The organism is Streptomyces sp. NPDC091416 (assembly GCF_044756845.1).
Classification (GTDB): Bacteria; Actinomycetota; Actinomycetes; order Streptomycetales; family Streptomycetaceae; genus Streptomyces.
In genome coordinates this window covers 259,343-274,313 of record NZ_JBIVTU010000004.1, presented here as the reverse complement: position 1 = coordinate 274,313, position 14,971 = coordinate 259,343, and the positions used below count along the sequence as shown (strand labels likewise).

12 protein-coding genes are annotated in these 14,971 nt (G+C 70.4%); 11 read left to right on the top strand and 1 reads right to left on the bottom strand.

What is annotated here, in order from left to right; genetic code table 11:
- Positions 1-34: 34 nt before the first annotated feature.
- Positions 35-1,228: an MFS transporter gene (locus ACIQMX_RS14805; protein WP_402477945.1), complete on the bottom strand. Its 1,194-nt coding sequence runs from the start codon at positions 1,226-1,228 to the stop codon at positions 35-37.
- A gap of 79 nt (positions 1,229-1,307) precedes the next feature.
- Here ACIQMX_RS14805 and ACIQMX_RS14800 point away from each other — a divergent pair, with 79 nt between their 5' ends.
- From ACIQMX_RS14800 to ACIQMX_RS14750, 11 genes are all read left to right on the top strand, one after another.
- Positions 1,308-1,697, top strand: a complete 390-nt coding sequence (locus ACIQMX_RS14800; RefSeq protein ID WP_363065373.1) for a MerR family transcriptional regulator — start codon at positions 1,308-1,310, stop codon at positions 1,695-1,697.
- A gap of 841 nt (positions 1,698-2,538) precedes the next feature.
- The gene (locus tag ACIQMX_RS14795; RefSeq protein WP_363065371.1) at positions 2,539-3,606 is read left to right on the top strand and encodes a glycoside hydrolase family 11 protein; all 1,068 of its coding nucleotides are present in this window, start codon (positions 2,539-2,541) and stop codon (positions 3,604-3,606) included.
- Positions 3,607-3,835: 229 nt separating this feature from the next.
- Positions 3,836-6,382 carry a Pls/PosA family non-ribosomal peptide synthetase gene (locus ACIQMX_RS14790; protein WP_402477941.1) on the top strand — a complete coding sequence of 849 codons (2,547 nt, stop codon included), beginning with the start codon at positions 3,836-3,838 and terminating at the stop codon, positions 6,380-6,382.
- Positions 6,379-8,859 carry an amino acid adenylation domain-containing protein gene (locus tag ACIQMX_RS14785; RefSeq protein ID WP_402477938.1) on the top strand — a complete coding sequence of 827 codons (2,481 nt, stop codon included), beginning with the start codon at positions 6,379-6,381 and terminating at the stop codon, positions 8,857-8,859. Before ACIQMX_RS14790 ends, ACIQMX_RS14785 begins: the two co-directional genes overlap by 4 nt.
- A 26-nt stretch (positions 8,860-8,885) precedes the next feature.
- Positions 8,886-9,881, top strand: a complete 996-nt coding sequence (locus ACIQMX_RS14780) for a TauD/TfdA family dioxygenase (protein ID WP_363065365.1) — start codon at positions 8,886-8,888, stop codon at positions 9,879-9,881.
- Positions 9,878-10,948: a 2,3-diaminopropionate biosynthesis protein SbnB gene (sbnB, locus tag ACIQMX_RS14775; RefSeq protein ID WP_363065363.1), complete on the top strand. Its 1,071-nt coding sequence runs from the start codon at positions 9,878-9,880 to the stop codon at positions 10,946-10,948. The genes ACIQMX_RS14780 and sbnB overlap by 4 nt, the downstream gene beginning before the upstream one ends.
- Before the next feature lie 75 nt (positions 10,949-11,023).
- The gene (gene sbnA / locus ACIQMX_RS14770) at positions 11,024-12,085 is read left to right on the top strand and encodes a 2,3-diaminopropionate biosynthesis protein SbnA (protein WP_402477935.1); all 1,062 of its coding nucleotides are present in this window, start codon (positions 11,024-11,026) and stop codon (positions 12,083-12,085) included.
- A gap of 154 nt (positions 12,086-12,239) precedes the next feature.
- Entirely contained in the window at positions 12,240-12,791 is a 552-nt protein-coding gene (locus ACIQMX_RS14765) for a sigma-70 family RNA polymerase sigma factor (protein ID WP_363066103.1), read from the top strand.
- Positions 12,788-13,594 carry an anti-sigma factor domain-containing protein gene (locus ACIQMX_RS14760; protein ID WP_402477932.1) on the top strand — a complete coding sequence of 269 codons (807 nt, stop codon included), beginning with the start codon at positions 12,788-12,790 and terminating at the stop codon, positions 13,592-13,594. Before ACIQMX_RS14765 ends, ACIQMX_RS14760 begins: the two co-directional genes overlap by 4 nt.
- Before the next feature lie 180 nt (positions 13,595-13,774).
- Positions 13,775-14,296, top strand: a complete 522-nt coding sequence (locus ACIQMX_RS14755) for an ATP-binding protein (RefSeq protein ID WP_402477929.1) — start codon at positions 13,775-13,777, stop codon at positions 14,294-14,296.
- A gap of 140 nt (positions 14,297-14,436) precedes the next feature.
- Complete coding sequence (locus ACIQMX_RS14750; protein WP_363065355.1) at positions 14,437-14,958, top strand: SHOCT domain-containing protein; 522 nt, start codon at positions 14,437-14,439, stop codon at positions 14,956-14,958.
- Positions 14,959-14,971: the final 13 nt, after the last annotated feature.

Here is a 14,971-nt window from a genome sequence, read left to right as displayed (position 1 = left end):
GGCGATCTCCTTTGCGAGGTGAGTGGATGGGGAATCAGGCGTCGATCGCGGCGTCGTGTGCGGCGGTGTCCTTCGCCGACGTCGGTGTCCGGGGCAGGACGAGATGGGTCAGGGCCAGTCCGATCAGGCTCAGTACCGCGCCCGCCAGGCCGGTCCACCGCAGGGCACCGGCGGCGACGATGGCACCGCCGATGACCGAGCCGGCCGCCGCACCGAGGTTGAAGGCGCCCACGTTGACGGAGACCGCCAGGTTCGGCGCGGCGCCCGCGTGGTGCAGGATCAGTCCCTGCAGCGGGGCGATGGTCGCGGTGGCGAACAGACCGAGTACCAGGACTGCCGCCACGGCGGTGGGCTGCCACACCACGGCGAACGGGACGAGCAGAAGCGTCCCCGCCAACCCGCCGAAGACCCCGCGCACGGTGGCGCTCATCGACTTGTCGGTCAGCTTTCCGGCGATGAGGTTGCCAAGGAAACTACCCGCGCCGTAGGCAAGCAGCAGACCGGAGACCGCCGCGGCGGAGAAGCCGGAGACCCGGGTCAGCAGCGGGGCGATGTAGGTGAAGACCACGGAGACCCCGGAGAAGCCCACCGCGGTGGTGGCGATGGCGAGCATGACCGGCCGACGCGTGACCACCCGCATCTCGTCACGCAGCCGCGTGGACGGTGCTTCCTGCCGGGGCAGTACGGCGGCCAGGAGCACGGTGCCCACCAGGGACAGAACGGTCAGCGCGGCGAATGGAGCCCGCCATCCGGCGCCCTGCCCGAGCAGCGCCCCCAGGGGCACTCCGAGGAGTGTGGCCACGGTGAAGCCGGAGGCCACGGTGGCGACGGCCGAGCCCGTCCTGTCAGCCGGGACCACCCGAGTCACCGTCACCAACGCCAGCGCCAGGAAGGCGGCGTGACTCAGCGAGGACACGACACGGCCGATCAGGAGCAGGCCGAACGACGGCGCCGCGGCGCTGATCGCGCTGCCCGCCGCGAACAGCAGCATCAGCCCGACGGCGAGGCCCTTGCGCGGCAGACGCGAGGTCAGCAGGGCCATGAGCGGCCCTCCGACCACGACTCCGAGCGCGTATGCGGTCACCGCCTGTCCGGCCGTTCCCACGGAGACGTCCAGATCCTCGCCGACCTGGGGCAGCAGCCCGGCGATCAGGTACTCCGAGGTACCCACGACGAAGACGCTCGCGCACAATGCGGCGAGCGTCGCGAAACCCTTGTTCGCTTTCATGCCGCAGACGCTAAAGTCTCACATCGGTATGAGAGTCAAGCCGGACGGGCCATGTCCGCGCGACTATCAGGAGGACCACGTGCGTATCGGTGAGCTGTCCCGGCGGACCGGCGTGGCCGTGTACCTGCTGCGCTACTACGAGGAGCAGGGTCTGCTCCATCCGCAGCGTCGCCCCAGCGGTTACCGGGAGTACGCCGAGGAGGACGTTGCCGTTGTCCGCCGCATCCGCAGCCTGCTGGCCGCCGGCCTGAGCACCTCCACGATCACCGCGGTCCTGCCGTGCCTGCGGGATACCGGCGGCCGTCTCGTCCCCACCTGCTCGGACCTGGTCGCCGGCCTCCACCGGGAGCGCGACCGCATGGCGCAGGCGATCAGCGACCTGCGGGCTTCCATGGACGCGCTCAATGACGTCATCGCCGCAGCCCCGGCCGACGTCACCCGCAGGGCGCTGGCCGCACTCGACGTGTAGACGAATCGGCTCTCACGACCGACGGCCGCACTCGCCGATCACCTGACCGCCCTCGGCCTGATCCTGAGGACACCCACCGGCAACCGCAGGGGATGGACGGCCCCAGCGGGCCGGGGCGCCCGCCGTTCGGCTTCTGCGCGGCGATGACGGAGCGCGAGGACGTCCGGGAGTCCACCCTCGACGGGCCGCACGCCTGCGCGTAAGGGAAACCACGACGGCCGGCCGGCCGGTCACCACCGACGGCATATTGCACACCGTGCCCGCCGCGCGAACGGTGAGACGGTCGAGAAGATCCGGCCCGGCCTGCGCATTCCCACCGGCCATCGCAAGGCGCACAGCCCCAGCCTCCCCGGCACCTGTCGCGCGCTCTCCGAGCATGAGACGACCCGGAGATACCCGGGGGCCGCGGAACCGCCTATGCCGAATGCGCAGCCCTTCAGCAGCGAGACCGCAGCCCCCGGTAGTTACTCAGCGCTACACGAGGGGCGTCGGCAGCCATACGCGAGACGGCCGCCTCCACTTCCGACCGAAAGGCATTCCGAAAGTTTTCGATCGACAGGGCGTCATAACGGTTCCGGATGAATGAGATCACGATCGCATTCACCTGAGATCTCAACTACACCAGCACTGACCAGCGATGATGAAATTCACTGCCTCATCCACCTTTCGGAAACATTGCGGAAACCGTTGACAACTCCCGGACCGGGCCCGACTGTTGTGACGCCCCGGCCGTGCATGGGACGCGCACGACCGGGCCGTGCCACCTCACCAATGAACGCCGACGTGTGCTCGGCGTGCCCTTTGGTCACAGACCGCGCCGATCGCGAGGAGGAAACACCGAATGAGCGACACCTCCCACCACCCCGACCCACGACACATCAGCCGCAGGAAACTCGTCCTGGGCAGTGCAGGAGCGCTGGTGACAGCCGGGACGGCAGGGCTGCTCCTGCCCGGCACGGCACGCGCCGCAACGGTCCTCACCAGCAATGCGACCGGTACGCACAACGGCTACTACTACTCGTTCTGGACCGACACCCCGGGTTCCGTCAGCATGACGCTGTCGGACACGGCCGGCTCGTACAGCAGCCAGTGGGGCAACGTGAACAACTGGGTCGGCGGACTCGGCTGGAGCAACGGCAGCCGCCGGGCCGTCACCTACTCCGGCTCCTTCAACCCGGGCAGCAACGGCTACCTCGCGCTGTACGGGTGGACCGCCAACCCACTGGTCGAGTACTACATCGTGGAGAACTTCGGTCCGTACAACCCCGGTTCCGCCGGCACGAGGCGCGGCACGGTCACCGACGGCGGCGGCACGTACGACATCTACGAGTCCACCCGGACCAACCAGCCCTCCGTGGAAGGCACCAAGACCTTCCAGCAGTACTGGAGCATCCGGCAGAGCAAGCGCAGCAGCGGCACCATCAACACCGGCGCGCACTTCGACGCCTGGCAGGCGGCCGGGATGCCGATGGGCGCGTTCAACTACTACATGATCATGGCCACCGAGGGCTACCAGAGCACCGGCAGCTCCAGCGTCAGCCTGGGCGGCGGCGGGACCACGCCCACCACGCCGCCCACGGGCGGAGAGACCACTCCTCCCGCCGGGACAGGCGCCTGCACCGCCACCTACCGCACCACGAGCTCCTGGAACAACGGCTTCAACGGTGAGGTGACCATCAAGGCGGGCAGCGGTGGCGTCACCGACTGGAAGGTGCCGGTGACGCTGGACGGCGGCCAGACGGTCACTTCACTCTGGAACGGCACCTCGAGCCGGAACGGCAACGTTCTGACCGTGACGCCGGCCGGTCACAACCGCACCCTGAGCGCGGGGCAGTCGACGTCGTTCGGCTTCACCGTCAGCGGACCCAGCAGCCCGTCCCCGTCGGTCGGCAGCTGCGGCGTCGGCTGACGCCGGCGTCCCGTCGTCACCACACGCTCCGGCGCGGTGCCCATCGGGCACCGCGCCGTTCGGCTTCGGGCCGGCCGAAGCACGCAGCCTGTGGGCGACAGAGACGAAATTTGTCGATATAAGAGCAAACCTTCCCATCGGTGGCCTCGAATGCCTGGTAGAGAGCGTCCATGTACGGCTCCATCGAGTCGCATACGACGCGGTGCTCACCCTCCCAAGGGAGTTACCCATGCCCGGCGCACAGGTCACCGCCTTGTCCCCGTCTTCCGGGGGCGCCCCTGTCCGGCAGCCCGCCTCACCCGAACCGGTCGCCCGCACCGAAGCGCAATTCGCCGCGGTGCTGGCCGAGGTCATGCGCATCGATCACGTGGCGGCCGGCAGTCACTTCTTCCGGGACCTGGGTGCCGACTCGCTGGTGATGGCCCATTTCTGCGCGCGGGTGCGGAAGCAAGCCGGCCTGCCGCCGGTGTCCATGCGGGACGTCTATGCGCACAGCACCGTCCGGGACTTGGCCCTCGCCCTCACACCCGCCGCTCCCGACGCACCCGTCGAGCCGTCGCGTCCGGTCCCCGCTCCGTCCGCCCCGGCGCCGTCGGCCCCTTCGGGCAGGCCGAGGTTCGTCCTCTGCGGGGCGTTGCAGCTGCTGACGTTCCTCGTCTACTCCTGCCTCGTCGCGTTCGTCGGTGTCCGGGGCTACGCATGGATATCCGCCGGGTCCGGCGTGCTCGACGTGTATACGCGCGCGGTCGTCTTCGGCGGCACGGTGTTCGTGGGACTGTCCCTGGCGCCGATCCTCGCCAAGTGGGTCCTCGTGGGACGCTGGAAGCGTCGACGGATCCGTATCTGGAGCCTGGCGTACTTCCGGCTCTGGGTCGTCAGGACACTCGTCCGCTCGGATCCGCTCGTCCTCTTCGTCGGGTCGCCGCTCTACACGCTCTATCTCAGGGCGCTGGGTGCGCGGATCGGGTCGGGCGTCGCGGTCTTCTCCCGTCATGTACCGCTCTGTACCGACCTGCTGTCCATCGGCGACTCCTCGGTCATCCGCAAGGACTGCTTCTTCACGGGCTATCGCGCCCATGGCGGTCTCATCGAGACCGGGACCGTGACGCTCGGGAAGGACGTGCTCGTCGCCGAGGCCTCGGTGCTCGACATCGGGACGGCGCTCGGCGACGGCGCCCGGCTGGCCCATGCGTCGGCCCTCCACAGCGGACAGACGATACCCGCCGGTGAGAACTGGCACGGATCGCCGGCCCGGCGCGCCGACGGGAAGTACCCGGTCGTGGAACCCGCGTCCTGCGGCTCCGTACGCAGGTCGGTCCACAGCGCGACGCAATTGCTGAGCGCGCTGCTGGTGTACCTGCCGCTGGCCGTCGGAGGCCTCGGGATCCTGCTCGCCGAGGCCCCGCAGCTCTCCGCGGTGCTGGAACCGGGGCCCTCGGTCCTCATGACGTGGGTCTTCTACCGCGACGCGCTGGCCCTGTCCTTCGTGCTGCTCTTCGTGGTCATGCCGTTCGGCTTCCTCGCACTCGCCGTCGTCCCCCGGCTGCTCTTCCGCACCGTCGTTCCGGGCAGGGTCTATCCGCTCTACGGCTTCCACTACGCGGTGCACCGTGCGATCGCCCTGCTGACCAACCGGCCTTTCCTCACCCGCCTGTTCGGTGACAGTTCCGCCGTGGTCCCCTACCTCCGCCTGCTCGGGTACGACCTCTCCCGGGTGGAGCAGACGGGATCGAACTTCGGGACCGAGGTGAAGCACGAGACGCCCCATCTCAGTGCCGTCGGTACGGGGACGATGGTCGCCGACGGACTCTCGGTCAACAACGCGGAGTTCTCCAGCACATCCTTCCGCGTCTCCCGCACCGCCATCGGTCCGCGGAACTTCCTGGGCAACCGGATCGCCTACCCCGCCGGGGGCCGGACGGGCAGCAACTGCCTGCTGGCGACCAAGGTCATGGTCCCCGTGGACGGAAGCGTCCGCGAAGACGTCGGGCTCCTGGGCTCGCCCAGCTTCGAGATACCCCGGTCGGTCCAGCGGGACAGCGGCTCCGACCTCCAGAAGACCGGTGAGGAGCTGCGTACCGGCCTGGCCGCCAAGAACAGGCACAACGCCGCCACCATGGGGCTGTACCTGCTGGTCAGGTGGGTCTACGCGTTCCTGGTCACCCTGGTCGTCTCGGCTTCGGCCGAGCTCTACACCTCGGTCGGCGGCGCGGCCGTCGCACTGGGCAACGTGCTGGTCCTGATCGTCAGCGCCGCCTACTTCGTCCTCGTGGAACGCGTGGTCATCTCCTCCCACCCGCCGGGCCCGCTCTTCTGCTCGATCTACGACCTCCGCTTCTGGCGGCGCGAGCGCTTCTGGAAGGTGCCGTCGGAGCTGTTCCTCAAGACCTTCGACGGAACTCCCTTCAAGGGGCTGATCTGGCGGCTGCTCGGTGTGCGGATCGGCCGCAGGGTCTTCGACGACGGTTGCTTCCTGACGGAACGCACGATGGTCACCATCGGGGACGGCTGCGTGCTCAACACCGGCAGTGTCGTCCAGTGCCACTCGCAGGAGGACGGTGCCTTCAAGTCCGACCGCTCCGCCATCGGTGCCGGCTGCACGCTCGGGGTCGGAGCCTTCGTCCACTACGGCGTCACGATCGGCGACGGCGCGGTACTCGCACCGGACTCCTTCCTCATGAAGGGTGAATCGGTGCCGGAGAACGCCCTGTGGGGCGGAAACCCTGCTCGCGAGATCGAGCGGGAGGCCGCCCGGAGCGAGGAGGCGGCACGATGAACACGCCGGCACGCGACGATAAGGAGTACTGGCGCGCTGTGCTCGTCGCCGGAGGATCCACCTCACCGGCACGATGGACCCGCGACCCGGTACCCGGCACCTCGGTGGTCGAGGCAGCCGTCCCGGGAGCGCTCGTCACCGCACTGGACCGTCTGACGACGTCGATGGGTGTCGGCCCCGCCTCTCCGATGCTGGCCGCCCATGCCAAGGTGCTGGCGACGCTGACCGGGGAAACCACCGTCACCACCGGGTATGCGGCAGGCGTGGCCTCCGGTCCGTTGCCGTGCCGGCTGACGACGGACGGCATCTCGTGGCGGGCGCTGGTGCTGCACGCCGCCCGTACGGAATCGGAACTGCTGGCCCACAAGGACTTCCCGGTGGAAACTCTCCGCTCGGAACTCGGTCTCCCCGCCGCCGCGCCCGCAGTGGTGTTCGATCCGACCGGCGGGTGCGGCCCCGCACGGAACGCGGTGCTTCAGGTGGCCGTCATCCGCCGCGGCTGCGGGGCCGTGCTCCGGCTGCGCTACGCGACCGAGGTCCTCGACGAGGCGGCCGCCACCAGAATCGCCGGCTACCACCTCACTGCGCTCGGGCTCATCGCGGCCGGTCCCGACGCGGCGCACGGGCGGCAGAGCCTGTTGTCGCCCGAGGAGCTCCGCCATCAGGTCGACGGGCTCGCCGGACCGCACCGGGAACTCCCCGGCCTGCGCTTTCATGAACTCTTCGCCCAGCGGGCGCAGAGTCACCCGGATGCTGTCGCGGCCGTTCACGGTGACAGGCAGTGCACCTACCGGGAGCTCGACCGCCGCGCCAACCGACTGGCACACGCCCTGCTGGACTCGGGCCTCGGCAGGCAGGACGTCGTCGCCGTGGTGACCGAACGGAACCTGGACTGGCTGACTGCGGTCCTCTCGGTCCTCAAAGCCGGCGGCGTCTACCTGCCCGTCGAGCCGCACTTCCCCGCCGACCGCATCACCGCCATGCTCACCCGGGCCGGCTGCTCACGGGTGCTCACCGAACCCGGCAGCACCAGCACGCTCGACCGGGCCACGGCCGCTCTGCCGGGGGTACGGACATCGTTCATCAGCACGCTCTGCGAGGAGAACCACCAGGAGTCCGACCCCTGTGTGCCGGTCGGCCCCGAGGATCTGGCGTACGTCGTCTTCACCTCCGGGTCCACCGGCGAACCCAAGGGCGTGATGGTGGAGCACGCGGGCATGCTCAACCACCTCTTCGCGAAGATCGACGACCTGCGGATCGGGGCGGGCGACGTGGTCGCCCAGACCGCACCCCAGTGCTTCGACATCTCCCTGTGGCAGCTCCTCTCGGCCCTGCTGACCGGCGGACGCACGCTGCTCGTCGGCCAGGAGGCGATCCTGGACGTCCGGCGGTTCATCGACACCCTCACCGACGGCCGGGTCGGCGTGCTGCAGGTGGTTCCGTCCTACCTCGACGCCGTCCTGGCCTTCCTGGAACGGCACCCGCGCGAACTGCCCCGGCTGCGCTGTGTGTCGGTCACCGGCGAGGCCCTGAAGAAGGGGCTCGTCCGGCGCTGGTTCGCCACCGTGCCCGGGACCGAGCTGGTCAACGCCTACGGACTGACCGAAACGTCCGACGACACCAATCACGCGGTCATGGACCGGGTGCCGGAGACGGACAGCGTGCCGCTCGGCCGTCCGGTCGGCAACGTACGTATCTATCTCCTCGACGAACACCTCTCACCCGTGCCGCTCGGCGCCCCGGGTGCCATAGCCTTCGCCGGGCTCTGTGTCGGCCGGGGGTACATCAACGACCCGGACCGGACACGGGCGGTCTTCCTGCCGGATCCGTTCCACCCGGGCGAGCGGCTCCATCTGGGAGGGGACTACGGACGCTGGCTCCCCGACGGGCAGTTGGAGTTCCTCGGCCGCCGGGACTCGCAGGTCAAGATCCGCGGGTTCCGGATCGAGACCGGTGAGATCGAGAACGCTCTGCTGCGGGCACCCGGTGTGCGCGACGGTGCCGTGGTGGTCGCCGAACGGGCCGGGCGGGGGCGGCATCTGACCGCCTTCTACAGCGGCGCACGTCCTTTGCGGGCCGGTGTCCTGCGCGACCTGCTCGCCGCCACTCTCCCCGCGTACATGCTTCCGTCGGCCTTCCACTGGCAGGAGGCCCTGCCACTGACCGCCAACGGGAAGATCGACCGCCGAGAACTGACCGCGCAGGCAGCCGAGCCGGATCCCGTCGCGCATGAGGACGGCGGCGAGCCGCCCCGTACGCCCACCGAGCGGCGTGTGGCGTCGGTCTGGTCCCAGGTGCTCGGCGTGCCGGCGGACCGCGTGGGCCGGCGGGACAACTTCTTCGACTGCGGTGGCACCTCGCTCTCGGCGGTCAGGGTGGCGATCCTCCTGGACCGGGAGGTCGCGCTCAGGGACCTGGTCCGTCACCCCGTACTCACCGACCTGGCCTCGCTCGTCGACGAACGCTCCACCCCGTGAACCGATCGCAACCCGAGGAGATCACGATGACTTCCATGGAGATGACCGTCTCGCCGCCGGCTCCGGACGGGCCCGCCACCCTGCGGGCGCCGGCGGTCGAGGACCCTGCCCGTTGGACGGCCGGGGCGCGGGACGAACTGCACACCGCACTCGTCGAGCACGGGGCAGTCCTGGTCCACGGGCTGGGCCTGCGCGACCCCGAGGGTGTCGCCGCGGTCCTGGAACGGCTGGAGGTCGAGCCGGTGGCGGAGAGGGAGGCCTTCGCGCCCCGGCAGAGCTACTCCCCCGGCGTCCACTCGTCCTCCGCCTGGCCACCGAACCAGCCGATGTGCATGCACCACGAACTGAGTTACACGCTCGGCTTCCCCCGTCTGCTGCTCTTCGCGTGCCTCGCCGCCCCGGCCACCGGCGGCGCCATCGGCCTCGCCGACGCGGCGGACGTGCTCGAAGCGCTGCCGAGCGGACTGACCGACCGGTTCGAACGGGAGGGATGGCTCCTGGCACGCAGCTACAACGGCGAGATCGGAGCCACCGTGACCGAGGCGTTCGGCACCGACGACCGCGACGCGGTGGAGCGTTACTGCGACGCCCACTCCATCGCCTGTTCCTGGCAGCCCGACGGAGGGCTGCGCACCGGGCAACGGCGCGGCGCCGTGATCCGCCATCCCGCCGACGGACGGCGATGCTGGTTCAACCAGATCGCCTTCCTGAACGAGTGGACGCTCGCCCCCGAGGTACGCGCATACCTGGTCGACGAGTACGGACCGGACGGCCTTCCGTTCAACACCCGGTACGGCGACGGCGAGGCCATCGGCGAGGACGTCGTCCGGATCATCAACTCGGTCTACGAGGAGCACACCGTGCGCCGGCCGTGGGAGGCCGGCGATCTGCTCCTCGTCGACAACATCCGTACCGCGCACAGCAGGGAAGCGTACGAGGGGCCGCGCGACGTCGTCGTCGCCATGGCCTCACCGGCCCGGCCGGACACCTGCTCGCCGACGACCGAGGTGGGACCGCTGTGAACACGTACCGCACTGCCGACCCCGTGTCCGACACGGCTGAGGGCGTCACCGTGCCCTCGTTCGCGGTGATCCCCGGGGGCCAGGTCCGACGCGCTCTCGAGGGGCGGGAGAAGGAGATCGTGGAGGTGGTCGAGGCCGCCTACCGGCTGCACGGGGCGGGCCGCACGGTGAACCCGCCGTCCTCGTTCCTCCGTTTTCCCGACCGCGCGGCCTCCCGGATGATCGCGCTGCCCGCATCCCTGGGTGGCGGGTCCCCGGTGGACGGTCTGAAGTGGATCTCCAGCTTCCCGGAGAACGTGCGGTCCGGTGTCCCCCGCGCGTCGGCCGTCCTGATCCTCAACGACCCCGGCACGGGTTACCCGTTCGCCTGTCTGGAGAGCTCGATCATCAGTGCCACGAGAACGGCCGCGTCCGCGGTCTCGGCGGCCGACCGGCTGAGCCGCGACCGGGCACGTCCCACCCGCGTCGGCTTCTTCGGCACGGGCCTGATCGCCCGGTACATCCACACGTTCCTCGAAGGCTCCGGCTGGACGTTCGACGACATCGGCGTGTACGACGTCTCCGCGGACAGCGCGGCCGGATTCCGGCTGTACGTGGAACAGTCCGGCAGCGCGGCCCCCGTCACGGTGCACCACACCCCGGAGGAGCTGATCCGCACCAGCGACCTCGTGGTCTTCGCGACCGTCGCCGCCGAACCCCATGTCGAGGATCCGGCGTGGTTCGACCACGACCCCGTGGTGCTGCACGTGTCGCTGCGCGATCTGGACCCGCGGGTCCTGCTGGCCTCCACCAACATCGTGGACGACATCGAGCACTGTCTCAGGGCCGCCACGTCCACCCACCTGACCGAGCAGCTGACGGGCAACCGGGACTTCGTCCACGGCACGCTGGAGGACGTGATGGCGGGGCGGGTGACCGTGCCCGCGAACCGGCCGGCCGTCTTCTCCCCCTTCGGTCTCGGCGTGCTCGACCTCGCGGTCGGCAGCTTCGTCTACGAACGGGTCGCCCGCTCGGGCGAACTGCGGATCGTCGACGACTTCTTCCACGAACGGCGCCGCTACGGATGACCGCGGCCGCATCCGGCGCCGGCCGCCGCCCACAGAAGACGTTCGAACCATTCGGAATCGGAAGAGGAGTCCACCGTGTCTGTCATCACTGTTCCTCAGGCCTTCGACGAGGAGGAGCTCTATGTGGACATCGAGCGGATCTTCGGGCAGGCGCTGCTCCTCAAGTGCGAGGGCTTCAACTTCGCCGGCTCGATCAAGCTGAAGGCCGCTGCCGAGATGGTGGCCGCGGCCGAACGCGACGGCTCTCTGACACCCGACTCCGTGCTCGTCGAGTCCTCCTCCGGCAACCTCGGTGTGGCGCTCAGCATGATCGCGGCGAGCAAGGGCTACCGGTTCGTCTGTGTGACGGACTCACGCTGCAACCTCACCACACGGCTGATGATGGAGGCGCTGGGAGGCGAAGTCCATGTGGTGGCCGGCCAGGAGGCCGACGGCGGTCTCCTCGGTGCGCGGCTGGACCACGTCCGGCGCCTGTGCGCCTGCGACGACCGGTACGTGTGGCTGTGCCAGTACTCCAACCCGGCCAACTGGAGGGCGCACTTCCGGACTACGGCTCCGGAGATCGCCCGTTCCTTCCCGCGGCTGGACGCCCTGTTCGTGGGAGCCGGGACGACAGGGACGCTGATGGGCTGCGCACGGTACTTCCGGAACTGGCACCGTCCGGTACGGATCGTCGCGGTGGACACCGTCGGCTCCGTGGCGTTCGGGGGCGACCCCGGCCGCCGGATGATCCCGGGGCTGGGCATGAGCACGCGTCCGCCGCTCCTGGACGAGTCGTACGTGGACGAGGTGGTACGGGTCGAGGAGGCGGACACGATCCGTGCCTGCCGCCGCCTGGCCAGGAGCGGCTTCCTCTTCGGCGGCTCCACCGGCACCGTGGTGAGCGGCGCGATCGACTGGCTGGCACGGCACGGGACACACGGCCTCACGTCGGTGGCCGTCGCACCCGACCTAGGCGAGCGCTATCTCGACACCGTGTACCAGGACAACTGGGTGCAGGACCTGTACGGCGAAGATCCGTTCGACGGCCCACGGCCGCCCACGCAGACCGCGCAGACCTCGCAGACCGCACAGCAGGCACACGCGGACGGCCGCGACGCCGTCGGCCCCGCACGTGCTCGGGGCGCGACCTTCTGATCATCGATGGATTCACCGCTTTGATGCGCGTGGATCGCCCCGGGAACCGCAGGATGCTTGTATCGCCCTGGAACGGTCTCGGTCCCCGGTGTCGACAGGTCAGCGAGGTGTCCAGGTGCAATCCGCCGATCGCGGACGGGAAGCCGCTGAGCAGATGGGCGAGCCCGATCTCGACGAGCTGATGCTCCGGACGGCCGACGGCGACCGGGATGCCTTCACCGGTGTCTACGACCGGGCCGCCGGACCCGTGATGGGTCTGGTCCACCGGGTTCTGAGGGACCCGGCGCAGTCGGAGGAGGTGGTCCAGGAGGTGCTGCTGGAGGTATGGCGTACGTCCGGCCGGTTCGAGCCCGGCCGTGGCAGCGCGATGACCTGGATCATGACGCTGGCGCACCGCCGCGCCGTGGACCGGGTCCGGGCGTCGCAGGCCGGAGCGGACCGCGAGCGACGGGCGGCGCTGCTGGACCCCGGACCGCCTTTCGACGACGTGACCGAGCAGGTGGAGAACCACCTGGAGTGGCAGCGCGTACGCCGCTGTGTACACGCGCTCACCGACATCCAGCGCGAGGCTGTGGCCCTCGCCTACTACGGAGGTCTCACCTACAAGGAAGTGGCTCAGTCGCTGTCCGTACCGCTGGGCACGGTCAAGACCCGCTTGAGAGACGGGCTGATCCGGCTGCGCGCCTGTCTGGGAGGGGCACCGTGAACGCTGGGGATCCGCACGAGGCGAGCGGCGCCTACGCCCTGCACGCGCTTCCCGAGGACGAGCGTCTGGCCTTCGAGCAGCACCTGGAGGGCTGCGCGCCGTGTCGCGAGGAGGTCTCGGGGCTCGAGGCCGCTGCCGCGCTGCTGGGGCGCTCCGCAGCGGTGACTCCGCCGGCTGCCCTGCGCGAGGAGATCCTGCGCAAGGTGGCACTCACGCCGCAGGATGCGCCTGTCCGGGCCCGGGAGGCGCCCGCGCCGCCGCGGCGGGCGCCCGCGCCGGAGCCCGTACCCGTCACGTCTTCGGCCGGCGGCCGGGCCCATGCCCCGTCGCGGCGTCCGCCCCGCCTGGCGCTGGCAGCCTCCGTGGCGGCCGTGCTGACCGGTCTCGGCGTCGCCACCTGGCAGTACCGGGAAGCGGAGGACGCCAGAACCGCTGCCCGACGCTCGCAGGGGCACCAGGAGGAGGTGGCGCGCGTGCTCACGGCGCCCGACGTCCGGCTCGAAAGCCAGCAGTTGCGCGGCGGTGGCACCGCCACGGTGGCCGTCTCGCGCAGCGAGGACGCGGCCACGCTCGCCGTCTCCGGCCTGCCGCGGCTTCCTGCGGGCAAGGTGTACGAGGCCTGGTTCATCGAGGACGGGGAACCCGTACCTGCCGGGCTGCTCAGCCGTGACCCCGGGCGTCGGCTGGCCCTGCTGGACGGGCCGCTGGACGATGCCACGGCAGTGGCCCTGTCGGTCGAACCCGCCGGGGGCTCCGCGCAGCCCACCACCGACCCTCTCGGCGCGGTCGGGCTCCCCGCCTGACGCAGCGCCCGCATTCGCTCCGGTTCACCCCAAACCGTCTCGCCGGTGCCTACGAATCCCTTGTGCAAGCCGCTCACGAGCCGAGGTCGCAGCCGTCAGGACCGGGACCTCCCTCACCGTCGACTCCACGCACTCCGTCCGGCGCCCGAGAGGCCGCCGGGTCCTCGTCTGGACACTGCCATGGCCACAACGACCGCACACCCGCGCCTCACGACCGGCACGCTCGGCACGCAGACCGTCGCCCTGCCGTCCGGACCCGAAGCCCCCTCGCACGCCCGCCGGGCGGCTGTCGCCTTCCTCCACCGGACCCGGCCGGCACTCGATCCCGAACGCGATGGCGATGTCCTGCTGGTCGTGTCCGAACTGGTCACCAACGCGGTCCGGCACGCCCCGGGCGGCCCCAGGGCCCTGACGCTGACCACCACCGCGGACACCCTGGACATTGCCGTGACCGACCACTCGTGCCTCCCGCCCGCCCCTCGCGCCCCGGATCTGACCGACGGCACGGGCGGCCTGGGCCTGCACATCGCCGAGGACCTGGGGGCCCGGGTGTTCACCGAACCGCTGCCGGGCGGAAAGTGCGTGCACGCAGCCTTCGACGCGGAGGTGTCCGGGGCAGCCGGGCAGGGGACGGTCGCCGATGACGTCCTTGACGGCCCCTCCCGGGCGGTCACCCGCTTCGACGAGGTTCAGCCGTCCTGAACCGCGCAACGGGCGGGGCCGTGGCCGCCGCTCGCCCGCCGACCTCCATCGCACGCCATCTGCCCGCACTTGTACGATTTCGAGTCGGCGGGCGAGGGACGATATGCCTGCCGTTCTTCGAGCTGCGACAAGGACGGATCATGGCGCGCGTACAGACCGGCTGCCCCGACTGCAAGCGATGCACCAACAGTGCCGTCGGTGAAGGTGCCAGGAAGGCGGGCCGCTGGACCGCGGGCATCGCGACCATGGGTCTCAGCGAGGCCGGCATGGCCTTCACGCGCAACTGCCGCGGGTGCGGGCACGCCATGTCCCTGCATGACCGCAGGGACAACAACGCGCTCACGCGGGACCCGGACCACCGGGGCGCACCGGTCGTTCCCGGCCACGCGGCCCCTTACCCGCCCGCCCCGGCTCCCGCGTGGGGCGCACCGCCCCCGGCGCCCGCTCCCGTGTGGGGCGCACCGCCCCCGGCCCGGACTCCCGCGTGGGGCGCAGCGCCCGAGCCCCCGGCCCCGGCGCCCGCCCCGGCTCCGGCGGCTCCCGCTCAGAGTGCGCAGGAGATCATGGATCTCCTGCGACAGCTCGGCGAACTCCGCGACGCGGGTGTCATCACTCCTGCCGATTTCGAGGCGAAGAAGGCCGACTTCCTCAGCCGGCTCTGACTCCACGGACGCC